Here is an 18,612-nt window from a genome sequence, read left to right on the forward strand (position 1 = left end):
ATCGGGATACACTAGGCGGGGCACAGCCGCAAAAAGAAACGGCACCTGCCAGGTCAGACAAGTGCCGTTAATAAAGCATCAAAACCCGGGCGTTAGCTGCGCAGGCGTGCCGCCACATCGTCATATGTCGGCATCTGATCGACAGGACCAAGTGCGGTAATCGTCGGCTTGCCATCAAGAAGAGCCTTACCCGAGCGACGCACGCTTTCAAGGTCGACACCGTCGATTTTCTCGACGATTTCTTCCATTGTTTGCGGCTTGCCGAAAATCTGGATCTGACGGGCAAGCGTTTCACAGCGACCGGAATTGCTTTCCATCGCCATGACCACAGATGCCTTAAGCTGCGCCCGAGCGCGCGTGACCTCTTCTTCGGTCACATCGTCGGTGGCACGCACCAGTTCATCACACATTACCGGCATCAGTTCAGCGATGTCATTGGCACCGGTCCCGGCATAGATCGAGAACAGACCACCATCAACATAGTGCGATGAGAAGCTATAGACCGAGTAAACCAGTCCGCGCTTTTCGCGGATTTCCTGGAACAGACGCGATGACATGCCACCACCCAGAAGGGTGTTGAACACCTGCAGGTCATAGAAGCTTTCATCGGTGTAGGACACGGTCGGCAGTCCCATGATCACATGGACCTGTTCAAGCTTGCGGTTTTCAATCCGGCTGCCGCCTTCATATTTCAGGGGCTCGATCGCGTGTTCTTCATGTGCCGGAAGGCTATCAAACTTTTCCGAAACCATATCGACAACGCGCTGATGTTCGACCTTGCCAGATGCAGAAAACACCATGTTTTTCGGGCTATAGCGCCGTGACATGAAATCGAACAAATGATCCCGGTTCAACGACGATACATTTTCAGGGCTGCCAAGGATCGAACGCCCAAGCGCCTGATTTGGCAGGGCGGTTTCCTGAAAATAGTCGAAAATGATGTCATCTGGCGTATCGTTGGCCTGCCCGATTTCCTGCAAGATCACCTGACGTTCGCGTTCGAGTTCCTTCGCGTCCAACGTTGAGTGCTGCAGAATATCGGCAATCACATCAATCGCCAGTTCCTGGTCTTCGTGCAGGACCTTGCAGTAATAGGCCGTATTTTCGCGCGACGTATAGGCATTCATCTGCCCGCCGACTGCTTCGATTTCCTCGGAAATCTGCAATGCAGAACGACGCCGCGTTCCCTTGAACGCCATATGTTCAAGCATATGGGAAATGCCGTTGATGTCAGGCGTTTCGTTACGCGCACCAACATTTACCCAAGTGCCCAAGGCCACCGACTGCACATGATCAAGGCGGTCGGTTGCGACAATCATTCCATTGTCAAGCCGAGTGAGCTCGACTGTCATATAGCATTACTCCTGTTTCGTATTTCAGATCCAAGCATGGCAGGCCTTCAGGCGGCACGTCGGTTTTTGCGAACATGCGCCATCAAAGCAGCCACATCATTGGACATCGGTTCGACCTTCTCAGGCCGGTCATATAGATCAGAAAGACGCGGCGGCAAGTCTGGATAGATACCCGACGCCTGCTTGACCGCATCCGGGAATTTCGCCGGGTGCGCTGTTGCCAGTGCCACCATCGGTACCGATTTGTCACGATTGCACTGACGCCCCGAAACAATGCCGATCACGGAATGCGGATCGACCAGTTCGCCACTGGTTGCCAGCACATCCTTGATCGCGGCCTTGGTTTCTGCGTCATCAAGGCGATAGCCATCGAAATGTTCGCGCGCCCGGCCAAACTGGCCCTGCGACATTTCCATCACCCCGGTTTCGCGGAACGAGGTCAGCATTTCGGCAATCGCCAGACCATCACGGTCATAAAGATCAAACATCAGACGTTCAAAATTCGAGCTGACCTGAATATCCATCGACGGGCTCAGCGACGGTTCAACGCCTTCCATCTTCATGACGCCGGTCTCAAAGAAACGGGCCAGAATGTCATTGCGGTTGGCACCAACCACAAACTGCTTGATCGGAAGGCCCATCTGCATCGCGGCAAAACCGGCATAGACATTACCAAAGTTGCCCGACGGCACAGAGAAGGAAATTTCGCGTTCCGGCGACCCAAGCTGCACACCCGCCCAGAAATAATAGGCGATCTGGCACATGATGCGCGCCCAGTTGATCGAGTTAACGGCCGACAAACCCACTTCATCGCGGAAGCCATGATCATTGAACAGCGCCTTGACCAGATCCTGACAATCATCAAACGATCCCTCGACGGCAACGTTATGCACGTTGTCCGACAGGATCGTCGTCATCTGGCGGCGCTGCACTTCGGAAACGCGGCCCTTCGGATGCAAAATAAAGATGTCGATATTTTCGCGATCACGGCAGGCCTCGATCGCGGCCGATCCAGTATCACCAGATGTCGCACCAACAATCGTAATCCGCTCGCCGCGTTTGGCCAGCACATGGTCAAACAGACGCCCGACCACCTGAAGCGCGTAATCCTTGAACGCAAGGGTCGGACCGTGGAACAGCTCCATGACCCAGTCATTCGGACCAAGCTGCTTAAGCGGCGCAACCGCTTCGTGATCAAAGCCCTGATAAGTGTCTTCGAGAATGGCCTTAAGGGCATCGTCATCAACGGTTCCCGCCACAAACGGCTGGATCACCTTGAAGGCAACTTCCGCATAGGTCAGAGTTCGCAGGGCACGAATATCGTCCTTGGAAAAGGTCGGCCATGTTTCGGGAACATAAAGCCCCCCGTCACGGGCCAGACCGGCAAGAAGAACTTCATCGAACTGCAAAACGGGGGCGCTTCCCCGCGTGCTGACATAGCGCACTAGACCTGCTCCTGCATAAGGCAAATACCGGTTCCGTGCATTCAGGGGACAGTTCGCCCCAAAAACACGGCAAGGCCTGATTTAGTGAGGGTTTGCGCCGCTATAGTCAAGGGTCAATAAAGCAGATCTGGCACGCATCAAGCCTAAAGCACGATCCAGGCAGGGTGCCGCTGTGATCATGCGGCACGGCTTAGCCGTCCAGGGGGATGTCATGTTCCTTGAGCTTGGCCTCAGCAAGGGCTGCACGGCGTACAACCGTGCGGTAGTTGCCCAGAAGGATTCGCAGCACTGCCTTGATGAAGCGGTCAGAGCCCGACATTTTCTTTTCAAACGTTTGACGGTTGATCGCGATCAGAACAGTACGTTCCTTGGCACGCGCGGACGCCATGCGCGGCTTATTATCCACAAGGGCAAGCTCGCCAAACAACCCACCGGCATCAATGGTGCCCAAGATGACTTCTTTGCCTTCGCTCAGCGTCTTGTAGATTTCAACCTTGCCTTCCTGCACGACATAGGCGGCGTTACCAGGCTTTCCTTCGCGAAAAATGACCTGATCAATGGCAAAGACCTGTCGGTCCATGACCTTCTTGTTGCCGTCGGTAATGCCCATCTGTTTGCAGCGCCCATATAAAATTAGCCGGAATTATATCCCGATCATTGATGGCAGCATATATCACCAGTCCATCAATCAATGCTAGCAGATTACCCGGCCCATTCAATTGAATTTAGCGACCGTACCTATTCTCAAGATGGGCCTTGAAAGCATCAACGCCAAGTGCTTTTCCTGTCGCCGCTTCAAGGATGGCATCTGTGGATTTGCTCGATGCCTGACTGTGAATGTTTGTGCGAAGCCACGTCATCAACGGTGCAAAGTCACCGCGCGAAAGTGCGGTCGGAATTTCCGGGTTGGCTTCCTTGGCCGCGGCAAAGATCTGGGCTGCGGCCATTGCCCCTAACGTATAGGTCGGGAAATAGCCCCACGCGCCCGATGGCCAATGGATATCCTGCATGCAGCCATTACGATCATCTTCGGGCACAATCCCAAGAAGCTTTTGCATCATTTCGTTCCAGGCAGCCGGCAGATCCGCAAGCTTCATATCGCCTTCGATTAGCGCGCGCTCCAACCGATAACGCAAGATCACATGCGCCGGATAGGTGACCTCGTCGGCATCAACACGGATCAGGCCCGGCTCAACCCGGGTATAGAGACGATGCAGGTTTGCCGCCTTCCATGCCGAACTGTCGCCCCCAAAAGCCTGCTCGAACATCGGACCGGCATAGGTCAGGAATTCTTCTGACCGGCAGGCCTGCATTTCGACCAGAAGCGACTGGCTTTCATGCATGGTCATGCCGCGTGCCTTGCCGACAGGCTGATTTTGCCAATCGGCGGGCAATCCGCGCTCATACATCGCATGACCGGTTTCATGCAAAACACCCATGATCGCAGAGGTAAAGTCGTCCTCGTCGTAGCGGGTGGTCAGACGCACATCTTCGGGGATGCCACCACAGAACGGATGATGAGAGATATCCAGACGCCCGTGGTCGAAATCGAACCCGACCGCCTTCATAAGATCAAGGCCGATCCGGTTTTGTGTTTCAATCGGGAAAGGCCCCTTTGGTTTAAGTGGCTTGTCCTCGGTTTTTTGGCGTTCGATGACGTCGGCGGTAAAATCAGGCAGGAAGGATTCAAGCTCGGCAAACAGCGTATCAATCCGCTCAGAACGCATCATGGGATCATACTGGTCAAGCAGCGCGTCATAGACCGAGGTCCCAAGCGCCTCTGCCTTGGCTTTGCCAGCCTCAATCGACAGGTCAAGGACCTCCTGCAACTGTGGCAGCAATCCATTGAAGTCATTGTCGGCGCGCGCAGTGCGCCAGGCAACTTCACAGCGGGTCTCGGCGCGAGACATTTTCTCGACCAGTTCCGCCGGAACAGCTGTGCCATGGACCCATGCGCGCCTCATTTCGGCAAGATTGGCCTGTTGCCAATCATCAAGGCTTTCACCCTCGGCACTGGTGATCAAATCACCCAGATCCGGCGCATTGATCAGCTCGTTTTCCAGAACACTCAGCGTTGCCAGCTGTTCAGAACGGGCTTCTGCACCCCCGCCCGGCATGATCACCGCCATATCCCAATGCAACATCCCGCCAATACCGGACAGGACCCTCATACGGTGAAAACGGGCTTCGAGCTTTTTATACGCTTCGGTCATGAGAACTCCTGTGCAGGCAGCAAAGTTACTGTCCGCAGACTATCAATCAAATGGTGGAGGCAAATTCAGGCCGGAGTGTCCTGATCGGTCTCGTCGGACGGGCGGCGATGATACAGAACAAACATCACAATCAGGGTCAGCGCAAGGCTATACCACGTAATCGCATATTCCAGATGGTTGTTGGGCAACTCAACCTTGGCCTGCCCGCCAATCGGAAGCCCACCCGGCACCTCGGTGTCATCAAGTTCCAGATAATACGGGCTTGCAAGCTCCGCCCCACTATCTTCGGCCATGTGATTAACATCGACATAGAACCACTGATTTTTCAGTGCGTCGTTTTCCGGCTGCGCCCAGTGTTTTTCGCGCGGCAGACGCAGAACGCCCGATACCCGAACCTGTCCTTCGATCAGGCTATCCGGACGGGTTTCAGGATCACGGTAATCCTGCGGCACCCAACCGCGATTAACCAGAATGATCCGGCCGTCTTCCTGTTCAAGCGGCGTAATCAGCTGGAAGCCGACATTGCCACGCCGGGTGCGCGCCATCAGGTATTTTTCCTGATCATTCAGGTAATGCCCTTCGGCATATGCCGCACGAAACGCCATATCGGGATCAAGGGTCGTGTCGGTTGGCACGGCAATTGGCGCCATTTCTGCTTGCGCCTGGCGGCTTTCAATCAGGTTTTGTTTCCAGAACAGTCTGTCGACCTGCCAGGAGCCAAGAGCCAAAAGAATAACCAGAGAAAGTCCGGCGCAAATTTTCATCGCCAGACTGGGACGCGTTTTAAGAAGAGGCATGAAAGGTCAGTCCTGTTCGGATGTCGATCGATGGCGATATTGCAGCGCCACCATGATGCCTTTAAGCGGCCTTAGCAAGACCAGTGTCAAACCAATGATCACCGGCCCCCACACAACCGCATGAAGCCATAATGGCGGCATGTAGGTCATTTCGACCCAAAGCGCCATGGGCACCACCAGAAATCCGAGAATAAAGATAATAAAAACGGCCGGACCGTCGCCGGAATCATGGCCGCGCAAATCCAGTCCGCAAACCTCACAGGTTTCACGCACCGTCAAAAAGCCTGAAAACAACTTTCCCCCACCGCAGCGGGGGCATTTGCATGCCAACCCGGTACGAATGGGGGAAAGGTTTGGATAGTAATCATCCATGATCTTGTTCGTTACCTGACGACCGGCTTATTCGCCGCCCCAGATGTAAACGGCAAAGAACAGGAACAGCCAGACAACGTCAACGAAGTGCCAGTACCAAGCCGCTGCTTCGAGGCCGAAGTGATGATCCTGTTTGAAGCCATCCTTCATCGCCCGCACAAGGCAAACCGCAAGGAACACCGTCCCGACAAACACGTGGAAGCCGTGGAACCCGGTCGCCATGTAGAAGGTCGAGGAATAGATGTTATCGGCAAAGCCGAATGCGGCGTGGCTGTATTCATATGCCTGCAGGCACAGGAAGATGATGCCAAGACCAACGGTCAGTGCCAGCCCCTGAACCAGATCCTTTTTCTTGCCTTCGAGGATGCCGTGATGCGCCCAGGTAAGCGTGCAACCCGACAACAACAGGATCAAGGTGTTCAGGAACGGCAGATCCCACGGATCAAGAACTTCGACACCTGCAGGCGGCCATTCGGTCACGCCGGGGCTAAAGATCACAAAGGCGTTGTGGAAGAATGCCCAGAAGAAGGCGACGAAGAACATCACCTCGGATGCGATGAACAGCGACATCCCGTAACGCAGGCCGATCTGAACGACCTTGTTATGATAGATGTGTGATTCGCTGATCACGTTGCTCCACCAACGGAACATCACAAACAGAATGCCCGCAATACCGATCGCCGCCAGCCAGAAGTCAGCCGGCGCACGGTCCGAATGCATGAACATGACCATGCCACCGGTGAACAGACCAGCGGACGCCGCAGCCACCAGCGGCCACGGGCTCGGGTCTACCAGGTGGAACGGATGCTTTTGTGCATGATCACTCATTCCTTGCCCCCCTCAATCCTCATAAAAGAAACTCTAAGTTCGCTTTTTTAACCAAAAACCGTACAGCCCACGAAACCGCGTTCTGTCAGCCTCCCTGATCTTCAGTCCCGCCTACTGCTTCCACCGATGCCTCGGCTTTGAAGAAGGTGTAGGACAGGGTAATCGTCTTCACGTCCTGGGTATTGATGTCTTCGGCAATGGCAGGATCAACATAGAAACTGACCGGCATGTCGACGCGCTCACCCGGTTGAAGGGTTTGTTCGTCAAAACAGAAACACGCGATCTTGCTGAAATACTGCCCTGCTTTCAGTGGTGTTACATTATAGGTCGCCTGACCGGTGATCGGTTTGACGGCCATGTTTTCGGCCATGTAGTGGGCCAGATTATCTTCGCCCAGACGAACCGTAATTTCACGCTGTTCGGGTTTGAACTGCCATTGCAGCCCGGAATTCACATCGGCATTAAACCGGACCTTGATGGTCTTTTCCGAAACTTCCACCGGCGCTTCTTCAGCGACCTGGGTGGTGCCGCCGAAACCGGTGACCTGACAAAACAGTTTGTAAAGCGGTACAGATGCATAGGACAGGCCGACCATGCCGCCAACGACGACAACACAGCTCAGCAAAACCCGCTTGTTGCGTGCCTTTACAGTATCTGTGTGTTTTTGATCAGCCATGATTTCCTAGCTCATCTTCAAAATGGTTATCGCAAAGAACAGGACAATCAGGCTGCTCAGAATAACCAGAAATGCCCAGTTCTTCTTTTTGCGCTTTGCATAAAACGCTTCGAGTTCGGCTTTGCTCATTTCGGGTTGCTCACTCATGCCATCAACCCACCAAGCCAGACATCCGCAACCATTGCCCCGAACAGGACAAACAGATACAGGATCGAATACCCGAACATCTTGTGCGGGGCGCGTTCTTCGGCATTGCGCAGAACACGAACCGCATGGCGCAGGAACCACAGCCCGGTCAGGCCAGCAGTCACCGCGTAGAATACACCCAGCAATCCGGTCGCAACCGGAACAAGCGTCACCGGCAACAGCAGGATGGTGTAAACCAGCATCTGCTTTTTGGTCGCGGCTTCACCGGCAACAACGGGCATCATCGGCACGCCCACCTTGGCGTAGTCGCCACAACGAAACAGTGCCAGCGCCCAGAAGTGCGGCGGTGTCCACATAAAGATAATCATGAACAGCGCGATTGAATTGATATCAATCCCGCCTGTCACCGACGCCCAGCCGATCATCGGGGGGAATGCCCCGGCGGCACCGCCAATGACGATATTCTGTGGGGTGCTGCGTTTAAGCCACATGGTGTAAACGAACACGTAAAACGCAATCGACACCGCCAGCAAAACCGCAGCAGCAATATTGATGGCGACCGCCATCACGGTTACCGAGACAATCGACAACGCAATGCCAAGCGACAAGGCCTCGTCTGCGGGCACCCGTCCGGCCGGGATCGGTCGGTTCTGGGTACGCTTCATGTGGATATCGATATCGCGATCATACCACATGTTAATCGATGCAGCCGCACCACTGGCGACGGCAATACAGGCTATTGCGACGAGTCCCAGGAACGGATGGATGGAACCCGGGGCAATCAACAAACCAACAGCACCGGTGAAAACCACAAGGGTCATCACGCCCGGCTTAAGCAATGCGATGTAGTCGCGCACGTCTGAAACCGGCAGGGATACTGCGTTTTCAAGTGCTAGGGTCTGGTTGGCAACCTGCTTGGTCATTGAACTCTGGTCTTCTCTTTTGGGGCGGTAGGATGTCCCCCGCAAACCAAGGCCTGCGGGGGACTTAAACCAGGATCACTTACTTGATACGCGGCAGTTCGTCAAAGGTATGGAACGGCGGCGGAGAGCTCACAGTCCATTCCAGCGTATCGGCACCTTCACCATACGGATTTGCCTCGGCCTTCCTGCCACGGATGAAGGCATGCGCCACCACACCAAGGAAGAAGAGGGTCGCCGCAAACGAGATGTAGGCACCATAGGAGGAAACCATGTTCCACCCGGCAAATGCATCCGGATAGTCGGCATAACGACGCGGCATGCCAGCCAATCCAAGGAAGTGCTGCGGGAAGAAGGTCAGGTTCACGCCGATGAAGAACAGCCAGAAGTGGATCTTCGCACCGAGATCGGAAATCTCGTAACCGGTCATTTTGCTGAACCAGTAATAGAAGCCGGCAAAGATCGAGAAGACCGCACCAAGTGACAGCACATAGTGGAAGTGCGCCACAACAAAGTAGGTGTCATGAAGCGGCAGATCCATGCCCGAGTTCGCCAGCATCACACCTGTCACACCGCCCACAGTGAACAGGAAGATGAAGCCGATCGCCCAAAGCATCGGCGCGCGCAGGGAGATCGAGCCACCCCACATGGTCGCAATCCACGAGAAGATCTTAACCCCGGTCGGAACCGCAATCACCATCGTCGCCGCAGTGAAGTATGCACGGGTGTCAACATCCATGCCCACGGTGTACATGTGGTGCGCCCAGACGATAAAGCCGACAACACCGATGGCCACCATCGCATAGGCCATCCCGAGATAGCCGAAGACCGGCTTGCGCGAGAAGGTCGAGATGATGTGACTGATGATGCCAAAGCCCGGCAGGATCATGATGTAAACTTCCGGATGACCGAAGAACCAGAACAGGTGCTGATACAGGATCGGGTCACCACCGCCGGCCGGATTGAAGAAGTCCGTGCCAAAGTTACGGTCGGTCAGAAGCATGGTGATCGCGCCACCAAGAACCGGCACCGCCAGCAGCAGCAGGAATGCCGTTACCAGCATTGCCCAGGCAAACAGCGGCATCTTGTGCAGGGTCATACCCGGCGCACGCATGTTGAAAATGGTGGTGATGAAGTTCACCGCACCAAGGATCGAGCTGGCCCCCGCAAGGTGAAGGGCAAAGATAGCCATATCCACTGAGGCATCCGGATGACCAAGAATACCTGAAAGCGGCGGATAAACCGTCCACCCTGTCCCGGCACCACTGCCCACAACAGCAGACAGCATCAACAGGATAAAGGCCGGAACAATCAGCCAGAAGGAAATGTTATTCAAACGCGGGAACGCCATATCCGGAGCGCCGATCATAATCGGAACGAACCAGTTGCCAAAACCGCCAATCATCGCGGGCATGACAACAAAGAAGACCATGATCATGCCGTGTGCGGTTACGAGCACGTTGAAGAACTGGTGATCTTCAATGATCTGAGTTCCCGGCTGTGCCAGTTCCATACGGAACCAGACCGAGAAAGCACCACCGATCAAGCCGGCGATCACAGAGAAGATAAGATAAAGCGTCCCGATATCCTTATGGTTGGTCGACAGGAACCAACGGGTAAAGAAGCCGGGGGTATGATCGTGATCATGTGTGTCAGCGTGAGCCATCAGTCTCTCCCTCACTCTGCCGATGCCACTGATACCGCAGACGGCAGATCAGCAGATGCGAATTCTTCTTGGGCCTTGGCTACCCAGGCCTCGTATTCTTCCATGGTAACAGCTTTTACTGCGATCGGCATATAGGCGTGGTTCACGCCGCACAGCTCAGAGCACTGACCATAGAATGTCGTTCCGGCATACTCGCCTGGAATGCGGGTCCAGGTTTCGTTCAAACGGCCGGGAACGGCATCAAGCTTGATGAACAGCGATGGCATGGCCCAGTTATGGATCACGTCGTCAGACGTCATGATCAGGCGAATATTCTGGTCAACCGGCAGGACAACGGGATTGTCCACATCCAGAAGGCGGTTCATGCCCTCGGCAACGGCGGTTTCCTCGTCAATCATCAGCGAGTCAAAGGTGAAGTTGCCGTTATCCGGATACTCGTAGGTCCAGTACCACTGTTTACCGATAATCTTGAGAGTGAGATCGGCATCTTCAACGCGGTCTGCAAAATACAGCAGGCGGAAAGACGGGATCGCAATAACAAGAAGGATCAGCACCGGAACAACCGTCCAGACCACTTCGAGAAGCGTGTGGTGGGTTGTTTTCGACGGCACCGGGTTGCGTTTCGCGCTGAAGCGGAAAAGAACGTACAGCAGCAAAAACAGAACGACCACGGTAATGATCGTCATCAACCACGTAAGCAAAATAAAGAAATCATGGCCTTCAACAGCCACCGGTGAAACCGGATACTGCAGCCCAAGCTGCCACGGCTCAGGCTGACCAACAGCAAGCGCTGTGCTGTCAAACCCGGTAAGTACCGCCAATCCCAACAAAAGAATGGGAAATAGCTTCTTGATCGACATGCGAATCTGCCCCCTCGCATTACATCTCAAGGCGATATGCCTCACTCTTCCCCACCCTCGTCATCTTTCTGTGACACGGTTTCAGGTTCCTTACTTGGAAGCTTTCCACCATATCAACTAAAGATTAAAATTCGACGAGCCGGAGCATTTCCTCTGACATATCTTATTCTTAAATAGCCTGCACATAAAAGTACATTGGTAACGCAGGCAAATAGCGTATCTTCGGCACCTGTTCCAGAAAAAACCTCGCTGCATTGCACAAAAAATGTATTTGATAATATATCAAATTAGCGCTCTGGTTTTCACTGAAATCGTTCTAAACACCCACCCTTGGATAGAAAAACCGCCATTCCTCTGGCCCGGATTTTGCCATCTTAAGGTTTGCTGCCGTGCAATATATGCGCAAAAGACCTTAGAATCACTTCAACCAATGGCTAAAGCCGTTTTGTTTTAAAACGTACGCAGTCTGAACGCCATCCGATCAACGTGACGCTACGACATCCTGACCGTGCTTCACTAAGTCCCGATTTTAAGCCTTACAGCGCATAAATAAACGCTCCCGGAAGCGATTCGATGCGCAGTTTGAGCTGCACGGAAACGACCAAAAGCAAAAATACTGCCCGAACCCTTTAATTGCGTGGGCTTTTTACCAATATCACGGATAGAAATTCGGTTGGATATATCAGCTTTGCGGACTATTCTACCCAAACGTATGAATTCCCGATGTTCCGTGCAAGGCAGCCGCATAGGCCCTTGCCCGATGCAGACGGTTCAAAGACAGAGGTTCGTCTATGGCACGCTCAGGAAGTAAAAGACTATTTACCGCAGAGATGCGGTTGCTCAACAAACTCGAAACCATGAGCGACATGGTCGCCCTGCCGACCGAAATGCCTGCCGACCCGAACGGTTCCGCCGGTGGCCCGGATATTTCAAGCCTGCACACCGCAATCGAGGATCTCAAGCTTGAGCTGCTTTCCGACATCCGGGTGATGATCGAGGAACAGAAAAAGGCAAATGCAGCTGCAGTGCCGGACGATGATGAACAGGCCGACGCCCGCAACGAACTGCGTCTGGTCAAAAACGAAGTCCGCGCCCTTGCCAATTCCATTCAGGAAACCAAAAAGGAAATCGCTGCCCTTTACACTGCGCCTGAAGATGACAGTGGCACCCGTATCAACATCGTGAAGGGCGAGCTTGATTCCGTCGTTGCCGCCACCGAAGACGCAACAGCGAACATCCTTGAAACCGTTGAAAAGATCGACGCGGTCGCCCACAACATCCGCTCAGCCGCCCCGGATGACTACACCCAGGGGCTGGCAGACGACATTGTCGAGCTGGTGGTGAAGGTCTTTGAGTCCTGTAACTTCCAGGATCTGACCGGGCAACGGATCACCAAAGTCGTCAACACCATGAAATATATCGAGGAACGCGTAAACCGCGTGATCGAGATCTGGGGCGAAGACGACTTTGGCGAGTTCGACCTGCCGCCAGATCCCAAGGGCCTCGACAATCTGGACAAAACCGTCACCAAGGCACCGCAGAATGCCAATCGCGTGTCTCAGGATGAAGTTGACCAGATCTTCTCACAGGAAGAAATCGACGCCCTGTTCGATTGATCCCATCGAACCTGCACAAAACACAAAAGCCTGCCAGTTTGGCAGGCTTTTTCTTTTGCGGGTGATCACGCTTTCACGAATGCGGAACCATGGCCCCAATCAGGCGTGGCCAGCTTCACCCGACAGCAATTCCGGCGCAAAACCAAGCCGCGAGAACGCCTGTTCCCACTTGTCTTCGCAATCCGTATCAAACAGCAGATCCGCATCAGCATCAACGTGAAGCCAACCATTGGCAAGAATTTCACTTTCAAGCTGACCACTGCGCCATCCGGCATAGCCAAGGGCAAGGATACGGCTTTGCGGACCTTCACCGACGGCAATCTGTTCAAGGATATCAACGGTCGCGGTTACCGACACGCCATGATCAACGTGAAGAGTTGCCTCATTGGAAAAGTCGGTTGAATGCAGGACAAACCCACGGCTGCTTTCAACCGGGCCACCGAAATGCACCTGAATGTCTTCGATGGTTGGCGCCGGGCGCGCAATGCCAAGCTGCTCAAGCAATTCCGGAAAGGTGATGCTGTCGATCAGGCGGTTAATCACCAGCCCCATCGCACCGTCTTTGTTATGCGCACAGATATAGACCACACTTTGCGAAAAGCGCGGATCACGCATTCCCGGCATCGCGACCAAGAGCTTCCCGCCGAGATAATCGCCTGTGTCTATACCCTCATCCATATCCAAACTCTCTTTATCCTGTTTCATCAAGCCTAGCGCGAATGCCTTTCCATTACCATCATGAACCCGGGAAACTGCGACAATTTGTCGTTTGACATCACAACTTCCCATATACCGTATGTAGGAATGAATCCTGTCACACGCCAATGAACGCGTTCGCATTTGCTTTGAATCATGCCAGGGTACCATCTGTCTGTGCTAGTGATAGGACGTTCACACAGTCGTGGCTTGATTTGAACACAGGCTCGAACTACGCCTGTTTTGTGCCACAAGTTTAGCCCACACTTAGCCAACCGCTTTTCGTGCTTAAGGAACAACACGTGCTTCGCCACCTTATCGTTCGTTTGACCCTGTTATGTGCCCTCTGTGTTTCAACCATTGGCGCGACCAGTGGCGCTATGGCCGCATCAGACATGGCAACCAACTGGATTGACGAGGACTTTACATCGGTTCGCCTCATCAGTGCGCAGACCGAAACCGGCGGCAAAGAAACACTGCGTCTGGGCCTTGAATACGAATTGCAGCCGGACTGGAAGATTTACTGGCGCAGTGCCGGCGATGCCGGGTTCCCCCCACAACTTGACTGGACCGGGTCAGAAAACGTTGGCGCGGCAAACATTCTGTGGCCTGCACCACATCGCTTTTCGATATTTGGACTGGAAACCTTCGGCTACAAGGATCAGATCATCCTGCCAATTGATGTGACGATCCCGGATCCGTCGCAGCCAGTCTCGGTCCGTCTTGATGTCGATTATCTGGTCTGCAGCGACATCTGTATTCCCGCAACCGCCAACTTCAATCTCGACATTCCAGCGGGCACCTTGGGCAGCAGCGGCGGTTCAATCGCAAGCAACCACGCCCATCAGATCGAAAAATTCGTATCAAAGGTCCCGCTGACCGGCACCGGCCTTCCGATCGATGTCACCAGCATCAGCAGCACAAATCAAGGCGACGCCCACAATCTGCGTCTTGCCATCCGGGGCCTCAATACCGCCGGAGTGACCATTGACGATATCCTGATTGAAAGCGACCTGCGCGCTGGCTTCGGCCTGCCGAAGCCAGCCAACGTTGAGGGCGATAGTGCCGATACGCAGTATTTCGATCTTACGGTTATGGGCCTTGCCGAAGACCAATCATTGAACGGCCAACCATTGACCGTCACCGTCATCGCCGGTCCGTTATCTGTCGAACAAGATCTTGTGGTCGGCACGGCCAACAGCGCGGGGATTATCGAGGGCGACACATCCGGCGCGGCCGCAAACGCGGGCATGAGCTTCTGGATGATCGGGCTGTTTGCCCTGCTTGGCGGCCTGATCCTGAATGTCATGCCCTGTGTCTTGCCGGTTCTGTCGATCAAGGTCATGTCCGCCCTTAAGGCCCGCGAACAGGAAATCAATCGGGTGCGCATTGGATTTCTCGCCAGTGCAGCGGGGATTATCATGTCATTCTGGCTGATTGCCGCCGTTTTGGTTGGCATCAAACTGGCCGGGGGCAGTATCGGTTGGGGCATTCAGTTCCAGCAGCCGCTCTTCCTGACGGTGATGACAATCATCCTGGCCTTGTTCGCCCTGAATATGTGGGGCCTTTTTGAAATTTCCGGCCCGGACCAGCTTGGCAACGCCGCCAATGACGCCATAACGCGCAGCGAAAGCCATGGGCGCCATATCAGCAGCAACTTCCTGACCGGCATGTTTGCCACCTTGCTGGCAACCCCTTGCTCGGCGCCGTTCCTCGGAACCGCCGTCGGATTTGCACTGGCCGGGAGTATCTTTGATATCTTCTGGATCTTCACGCTGCTTGGCATCGGCTTGGCCCTGCCCTATTTCGCCATCGCCATCCAACCGCATGTCGCACACATCCTGCCCAAACCCGGTCGCTGGATGAACGGTGTCAAATTCGTGCTGGGTCTTGCGCTGATCGGCACGGCAATCTGGCTTCTGGGTGTGCTGTCGGTTCAGGTAGGACTGGGCGGCGCGATCGCTGTTGGGCTTGGCCTGATTGTGGGGGGCATCTTTATCTGGGCCCGCCAGCGCACATCAAAGCTGCGTCCACGCTTTGCATTCACCTCGCTTGCCGTGTTGGGCTTTTTGGTTGCGCTGTTTGCACCCGGCTTTTCCAAACCACCATCGTCTACGGGCGCATCGTCAGGCAACGGCAGCCTCGCCTGGCAGGCCTTTGCGCCGGAAACCATCGACACATTGGTGGCCGATGGCAAAACGGTCGTGATTGATGTGACGGCGGAATGGTGCGTGACGTGTCAGGTCAACAAGAAGCTGGTTCTGGAAAAGCCCGATGTGCGCAGCGCTCTCACGCAGGACGATATTGTCCTGATGCAGGCAGACTGGACCCTCCCGGATCAGAAAATCGCCGACTACCTTGCCTCTTATGGCCGCTTTGGCATTCCGTTCAATGCCGTGTTTGGCCCGGGCGCACCGGATGGCATCCTGCTTTCGGAGTTGCTCGGCGTGGATGAAGTTCTTGGTGCGCTTGAATACGCTAACGGATCAGCCAGCCTTGCCAGTTCACAACAGTGATCACATCTGATTGGGGATGCGTATTCTAAACATCCCGGTCTGCACGCAGGACCTTTGCAGGAACAAGTCAGAAAGTGCAGGCGTTACACAGCAAGCAGATGAAACCTGCGTGAAAGCATTGAATGCCAATCAGATTTGGTGTTTGATTCCGGCATGCGATCCAGCGCGCAGTCAACGGGATTGCGCCAATTAACGGAGATACCCATGACCATTTCAGTCGGTACTGAACTCCCGGAAGTTACCCTTTTCCGCGCAACCAGCGATGGCCCCGAAGCTGTCAATTCCAAGGAATTCTTCGCAGGACGTAAAGTTGTCCTGTTTGCGGTACCGGGTGCCTTTACCCCGACCTGCTCGGCAAAACATCTGCCGGGCTTTGTCGCCAAAGCCGGTGAGATCAAAGCAAAAGGTGTCGACGAGATTGTTTGCCTGGCATCAAATGATGCTTTTGTTCTTCAGGCGTGGGCAGATGCCGAAAAGGCAGAAAACGTTACCATGCTTTCGGATGGCGATCTTGCATTCGTCGATGCAACCGGCCTTGAACTTGACCTGACCGGCCGTGGACTTGGCAAACGTGCCAACCGCTTTGCCATGATCGTCGAAGACGGCAAAGTCACCGACCTTGCGGTCGAAGAACCCGGTGCGTTTGAAGTCTCAAGTGCCGAAGCGGTTCTGGCGAAACTCTAGAACCAGCCTGCTTTCCCATTTATGGCAGAAGCGCTTAAAGCTCCGCAGCAACTGCGGAGCTTTTTGCATTCCAGATACGGCGTGTCGCGAATTGATCAGCGCGGCAACAAAACCGGTATCGGGTCTTCCTTGCTGTCATAATCGCATTCAAAGGTCGGGTTGGTGTGCTTGGCAATGAAGTGCACAACACCTTCCCGGAAGCTGTCCTTGATCGGCGACCAGCTCATATAAACACCGCCACGGGAATCGTACTCACGAATATCAGGGTCACGTGCCAGTTCAGCAAAGCTGTGACCGAGATCCTCTGTCGCACCGGCCACAAGCCAGGACGGCTGTAAACCGCCATGCCACAACAGATAAACACCGCCGACGCCATCCAGACTAAGCTCTGAAATGTCGTCAATCATGAACAGGCGGTAATAATCCCCGCGTGGGCTCTTGCGCCATTTGATATCTTGCGCCTTAGGCTGGCGAATAGCACCGAGAGACCAAAATCCCATACTAACCTCCAAGCACGCCAAAACACGTGCAACCGAATGTCACACGCATCCCAACATAGCTTCTTATTCTTATAGGTAAGAATTTACCTTAGCATATATGAACGTTTGGTTGACAAAAGACGCTGCAAAACGCCTGTCACATCCCTTGCAGAAAAGAGACAGCCAAAGCTACTACCCTAAATCACAGGTCAAAACCAAGTATTTTTCGAGTTATTCGAACAACTTATCAATATCGTCCTGGCTGATGCCTTCCCCTTCGAGTTGCGGACCATTCAGCAGATCCGCATCGTCGGGCTTCGCTTCTTCTTCAACTTCCGGCACCGGCAGATCGCTAAAGGCCTCTTCACCCCAGATCGAGATCATGTTGTGCACACGCTCTTCAACGAATTCAAGGGTGCTGACCACCTTGTTAATGCGCTGCCCGGTGATGTCCTGGAAGTTACAGGCTTCGAAAATCTTGGTGACGATAAAGGCAATCTGTTCGACGTGATCGGCGACAAAATCACTCGGCGCCGAGTTTTTCAGTGTCATCGTCAGATCATCGATCTGCTCGGCGGATTCCAGAATGGTGTGGGTCGCCATCTCCGTATCCTTGACGATGGCATCAAGTTCTGACGCTGCACTGACAAGACGGTCGTCCTGCGCCTTTGGATGGCGCAACGATGCAATCTGGACTTTCGCCTTGTGAATATGTTCGTTCATTTCCTCGATCTGGGTGCGAATCAATTCCAGATCATCACGATCCGGCTCTGCTGCACCCGGACGACTGGAATGGGTCGGGTTGCTGCTTACCGGGTCAGGCAAGCTATCCATCGGGGCATCATTTGATGCCTCTGGTGCCTCAAACGACGCATCAACAGCCGGGGTCCCGCCTGATGCCATTGCCTGCCGCAGTTGCGAGACCTCGCCACGCAGCGCACGGATTTCATCAAGCACTGCCTGGCTCATTCCCGAGGTTTCCGGAACACTCGTCTCCGCCGGCAGCGAAGCTGGCATCGGCTCGCCCGCGCCGATCCCGCTTTCAAGCGTCGGATCAAAAAAGGAATCCGACCAATCTTCAACAACACCACCGGTGCGTTCTTTAAGACGACGTTCGGCAGTGAATACTTTTTGCACTCGACGAGACATGACTGACTTCAAACCTCCGGAACGGACAGCGGTCCGATCACAAAATCCCCAAACGCGCCTTTAGGTGACGTCGTTCATTACTATTCTGACAAGTATAAGGGTGCAGATTGCGACAAGTCCAATGGGTTTCAAGTCCAAGTCTTTGAAAAAGAACACCCCGGTCAGATAACCGGGGTGCCCTAAACAGTCAGGTTGC

Annotated in this window: 18 protein-coding genes; 3 read left to right on the forward strand and 15 right to left on the reverse strand. The window is 54.2% G+C overall.

Features of this window, described 5'->3' with window-relative positions; genetic code table 11:
• Positions 1 to 92 precede the first annotated feature (92 nt).
• From HED22_RS07975 to coxB, 12 genes are all read right to left on the reverse strand, one after another.
• Positions 93 to 1,352 (reverse strand): pitrilysin family protein, encoded by a 1,260-nt coding sequence (locus HED22_RS07975; RefSeq protein WP_167720920.1) that lies wholly within the window; start codon positions 1,350 to 1,352, stop codon positions 93 to 95.
• Positions 1,353 to 1,399: 47 nt separating this feature from the next.
• A complete protein-coding gene (thrC, locus tag HED22_RS07980; protein WP_167720922.1) occupies positions 1,400 to 2,797 on the reverse strand; it encodes a threonine synthase in 1,398 nt (465 codons plus the stop codon).
• A gap of 190 nt (positions 2,798 to 2,987) precedes the next feature.
• Positions 2,988 to 3,407 carry a cyclic nucleotide-binding domain-containing protein gene (locus HED22_RS07985; protein ID WP_167720924.1) on the reverse strand — a complete coding sequence of 140 codons (420 nt, stop codon included), beginning with the start codon at positions 3,405 to 3,407 and terminating at the stop codon, positions 2,988 to 2,990.
• A gap of 115 nt (positions 3,408 to 3,522) precedes the next feature.
• Positions 3,523 to 5,010: a carboxypeptidase M32 gene (locus HED22_RS07990; RefSeq protein WP_167720926.1), complete on the reverse strand. Its 1,488-nt coding sequence runs from the start codon at positions 5,008 to 5,010 to the stop codon at positions 3,523 to 3,525.
• 65 nt (positions 5,011 to 5,075) lie between these two features.
• On the reverse strand, positions 5,076 to 5,807 hold the full coding sequence (locus HED22_RS07995; RefSeq protein ID WP_167720928.1) for an SURF1 family protein: 732 nt from the start codon (positions 5,805 to 5,807) through the stop codon (positions 5,076 to 5,078).
• A gap of 6 nt (positions 5,808 to 5,813) precedes the next feature.
• Positions 5,814 to 6,179, reverse strand: a complete 366-nt coding sequence (locus tag HED22_RS08000; protein ID WP_167720930.1) for a DUF983 domain-containing protein — start codon at positions 6,177 to 6,179, stop codon at positions 5,814 to 5,816.
• 27 nt (positions 6,180 to 6,206) lie between these two features.
• Positions 6,207 to 7,007 carry a cytochrome c oxidase subunit 3 gene (locus HED22_RS08005; protein WP_167720932.1) on the reverse strand — a complete coding sequence of 267 codons (801 nt, stop codon included), beginning with the start codon at positions 7,005 to 7,007 and terminating at the stop codon, positions 6,207 to 6,209.
• A gap of 85 nt (positions 7,008 to 7,092) precedes the next feature.
• Positions 7,093 to 7,683 carry a cytochrome c oxidase assembly protein gene (locus HED22_RS08010; RefSeq protein WP_167720934.1) on the reverse strand — a complete coding sequence of 197 codons (591 nt, stop codon included), beginning with the start codon at positions 7,681 to 7,683 and terminating at the stop codon, positions 7,093 to 7,095.
• 6 nt (positions 7,684 to 7,689) lie between these two features.
• Positions 7,690 to 7,830: a hypothetical protein gene (locus tag HED22_RS08015; protein WP_167720427.1), complete on the reverse strand. Its 141-nt coding sequence runs from the start codon at positions 7,828 to 7,830 to the stop codon at positions 7,690 to 7,692.
• Positions 7,827 to 8,753, reverse strand: a complete 927-nt coding sequence (cyoE, locus tag HED22_RS08020) for a heme o synthase (protein ID WP_167720936.1) — start codon at positions 8,751 to 8,753, stop codon at positions 7,827 to 7,829. Before cyoE ends, HED22_RS08015 begins: the two co-directional genes overlap by 4 nt.
• Positions 8,754 to 8,832: 79 nt before the next feature.
• Positions 8,833 to 10,416: a cytochrome c oxidase subunit I gene (gene ctaD / locus HED22_RS08025; protein ID WP_167720938.1), complete on the reverse strand. Its 1,584-nt coding sequence runs from the start codon at positions 10,414 to 10,416 to the stop codon at positions 8,833 to 8,835.
• 11 nt (positions 10,417 to 10,427) lie between these two features.
• On the reverse strand, positions 10,428 to 11,276 hold the full coding sequence (gene coxB / locus HED22_RS08030; protein ID WP_167720940.1) for a cytochrome c oxidase subunit II: 849 nt from the start codon (positions 11,274 to 11,276) through the stop codon (positions 10,428 to 10,430).
• A gap of 791 nt (positions 11,277 to 12,067) precedes the next feature.
• Here coxB and HED22_RS08035 point away from each other — a divergent pair.
• Positions 12,068 to 12,892, forward strand: coding sequence for a hypothetical protein (locus HED22_RS08035; protein ID WP_254869844.1), 825 nt, complete (start codon positions 12,068 to 12,070; stop codon positions 12,890 to 12,892).
• Between the two features lie 99 nt (positions 12,893 to 12,991).
• Here the strand turns inward: HED22_RS08035 and HED22_RS08040 are convergent, their stop codons facing one another.
• On the reverse strand, positions 12,992 to 13,570 hold the full coding sequence (locus HED22_RS08040) for a YqgE/AlgH family protein (RefSeq protein WP_175581163.1): 579 nt from the start codon (positions 13,568 to 13,570) through the stop codon (positions 12,992 to 12,994).
• 320 nt (positions 13,571 to 13,890) lie between these two features.
• On the opposite strand from HED22_RS08040, the gene HED22_RS08045 reads away from it, so the two are divergent.
• Both HED22_RS08045 and HED22_RS08050 read left to right on the forward strand, forming a co-directional pair.
• On the forward strand, positions 13,891 to 16,104 hold the full coding sequence (locus HED22_RS08045) for a protein-disulfide reductase DsbD domain-containing protein (RefSeq protein ID WP_167720944.1): 2,214 nt from the start codon (positions 13,891 to 13,893) through the stop codon (positions 16,102 to 16,104).
• 204 nt (positions 16,105 to 16,308) lie between these two features.
• Complete coding sequence (locus tag HED22_RS08050; RefSeq protein WP_167720946.1) at positions 16,309 to 16,788, forward strand: peroxiredoxin; 480 nt, start codon at positions 16,309 to 16,311, stop codon at positions 16,786 to 16,788.
• A 95-nt stretch (positions 16,789 to 16,883) separates the two neighbouring features.
• On the opposite strand, the gene HED22_RS08055 is transcribed toward HED22_RS08050, so the two are convergent.
• Together HED22_RS08055 and HED22_RS08060 are read right to left on the reverse strand one after the other, a co-directional pair.
• On the reverse strand, positions 16,884 to 17,288 hold the full coding sequence (locus HED22_RS08055; RefSeq protein WP_254869845.1) for a hypothetical protein: 405 nt from the start codon (positions 17,286 to 17,288) through the stop codon (positions 16,884 to 16,886).
• Between the two features lie 210 nt (positions 17,289 to 17,498).
• The gene (locus HED22_RS08060; protein WP_167720948.1) at positions 17,499 to 18,416 is read right to left on the reverse strand and encodes a protein phosphatase CheZ; all 918 of its coding nucleotides are present in this window, start codon (positions 18,414 to 18,416) and stop codon (positions 17,499 to 17,501) included.
• Positions 18,417 to 18,612: the final 196 nt, after the last annotated feature.

This window comes from Thalassospira sp. HF15 (assembly GCF_011806525.1).
Lineage (GTDB): Bacteria > Pseudomonadota > Alphaproteobacteria > Rhodospirillales > Thalassospiraceae > Thalassospira.

Bases quoted from the DNA above. Each gene is read 5' to 3' on its own strand.
- HED22_RS07975 (WP_167720920.1), bottom strand. From the start codon at position 1,352: ATGACAGTCGAGCTCACTCGGCTTGACAATGGAATGATTGTCGCAACC.
- HED22_RS07985 (WP_167720924.1), bottom strand. From the start codon at position 3,407: ATGGGCATTACCGACGGCAACAAGAAGGTCATGGACCGACAGGTCTTT.
- HED22_RS07990 (WP_167720926.1), bottom strand. From the start codon at position 5,010: ATGACCGAAGCGTATAAAAAGCTCGAAGCCCGTTTTCACCGTATGAGG.
- HED22_RS07995 (WP_167720928.1), bottom strand. From the start codon at position 5,807: ATGCCTCTTCTTAAAACGCGTCCCAGTCTGGCGATGAAAATTTGCGCC.
- HED22_RS08000 (WP_167720930.1), bottom strand. From the start codon at position 6,179: ATGGATGATTACTATCCAAACCTTTCCCCCATTCGTACCGGGTTGGCA.
- HED22_RS08005 (WP_167720932.1), bottom strand. From the start codon at position 7,007: ATGAGTGATCATGCACAAAAGCATCCGTTCCACCTGGTAGACCCGAGC.
- HED22_RS08010 (WP_167720934.1), bottom strand. From the start codon at position 7,683: ATGGCTGATCAAAAACACACAGATACTGTAAAGGCACGCAACAAGCGG.
- HED22_RS08015 (WP_167720427.1), bottom strand. From the start codon at position 7,830: ATGAGTGAGCAACCCGAAATGAGCAAAGCCGAACTCGAAGCGTTTTAT.
- cyoE (WP_167720936.1), bottom strand. From the start codon at position 8,753: ATGACCAAGCAGGTTGCCAACCAGACCCTAGCACTTGAAAACGCAGTA.
- ctaD (WP_167720938.1), bottom strand. From the start codon at position 10,416: ATGGCTCACGCTGACACACATGATCACGATCATACCCCCGGCTTCTTT.
- coxB (WP_167720940.1), bottom strand. From the start codon at position 11,276: ATGTCGATCAAGAAGCTATTTCCCATTCTTTTGTTGGGATTGGCGGTA.
- HED22_RS08035 (WP_254869844.1), top strand. From the start codon at position 12,068: ATGGCACGCTCAGGAAGTAAAAGACTATTTACCGCAGAGATGCGGTTG.
- HED22_RS08040 (WP_175581163.1), bottom strand. From the start codon at position 13,570: ATGGATGAGGGTATAGACACAGGCGATTATCTCGGCGGGAAGCTCTTG.
- HED22_RS08050 (WP_167720946.1), top strand. From the start codon at position 16,309: ATGACCATTTCAGTCGGTACTGAACTCCCGGAAGTTACCCTTTTCCGC.
- HED22_RS08055 (WP_254869845.1), bottom strand. From the start codon at position 17,288: ATGGGATTTTGGTCTCTCGGTGCTATTCGCCAGCCTAAGGCGCAAGAT.
- HED22_RS08060 (WP_167720948.1), bottom strand. From the start codon at position 18,416: ATGTCTCGTCGAGTGCAAAAAGTATTCACTGCCGAACGTCGTCTTAAA.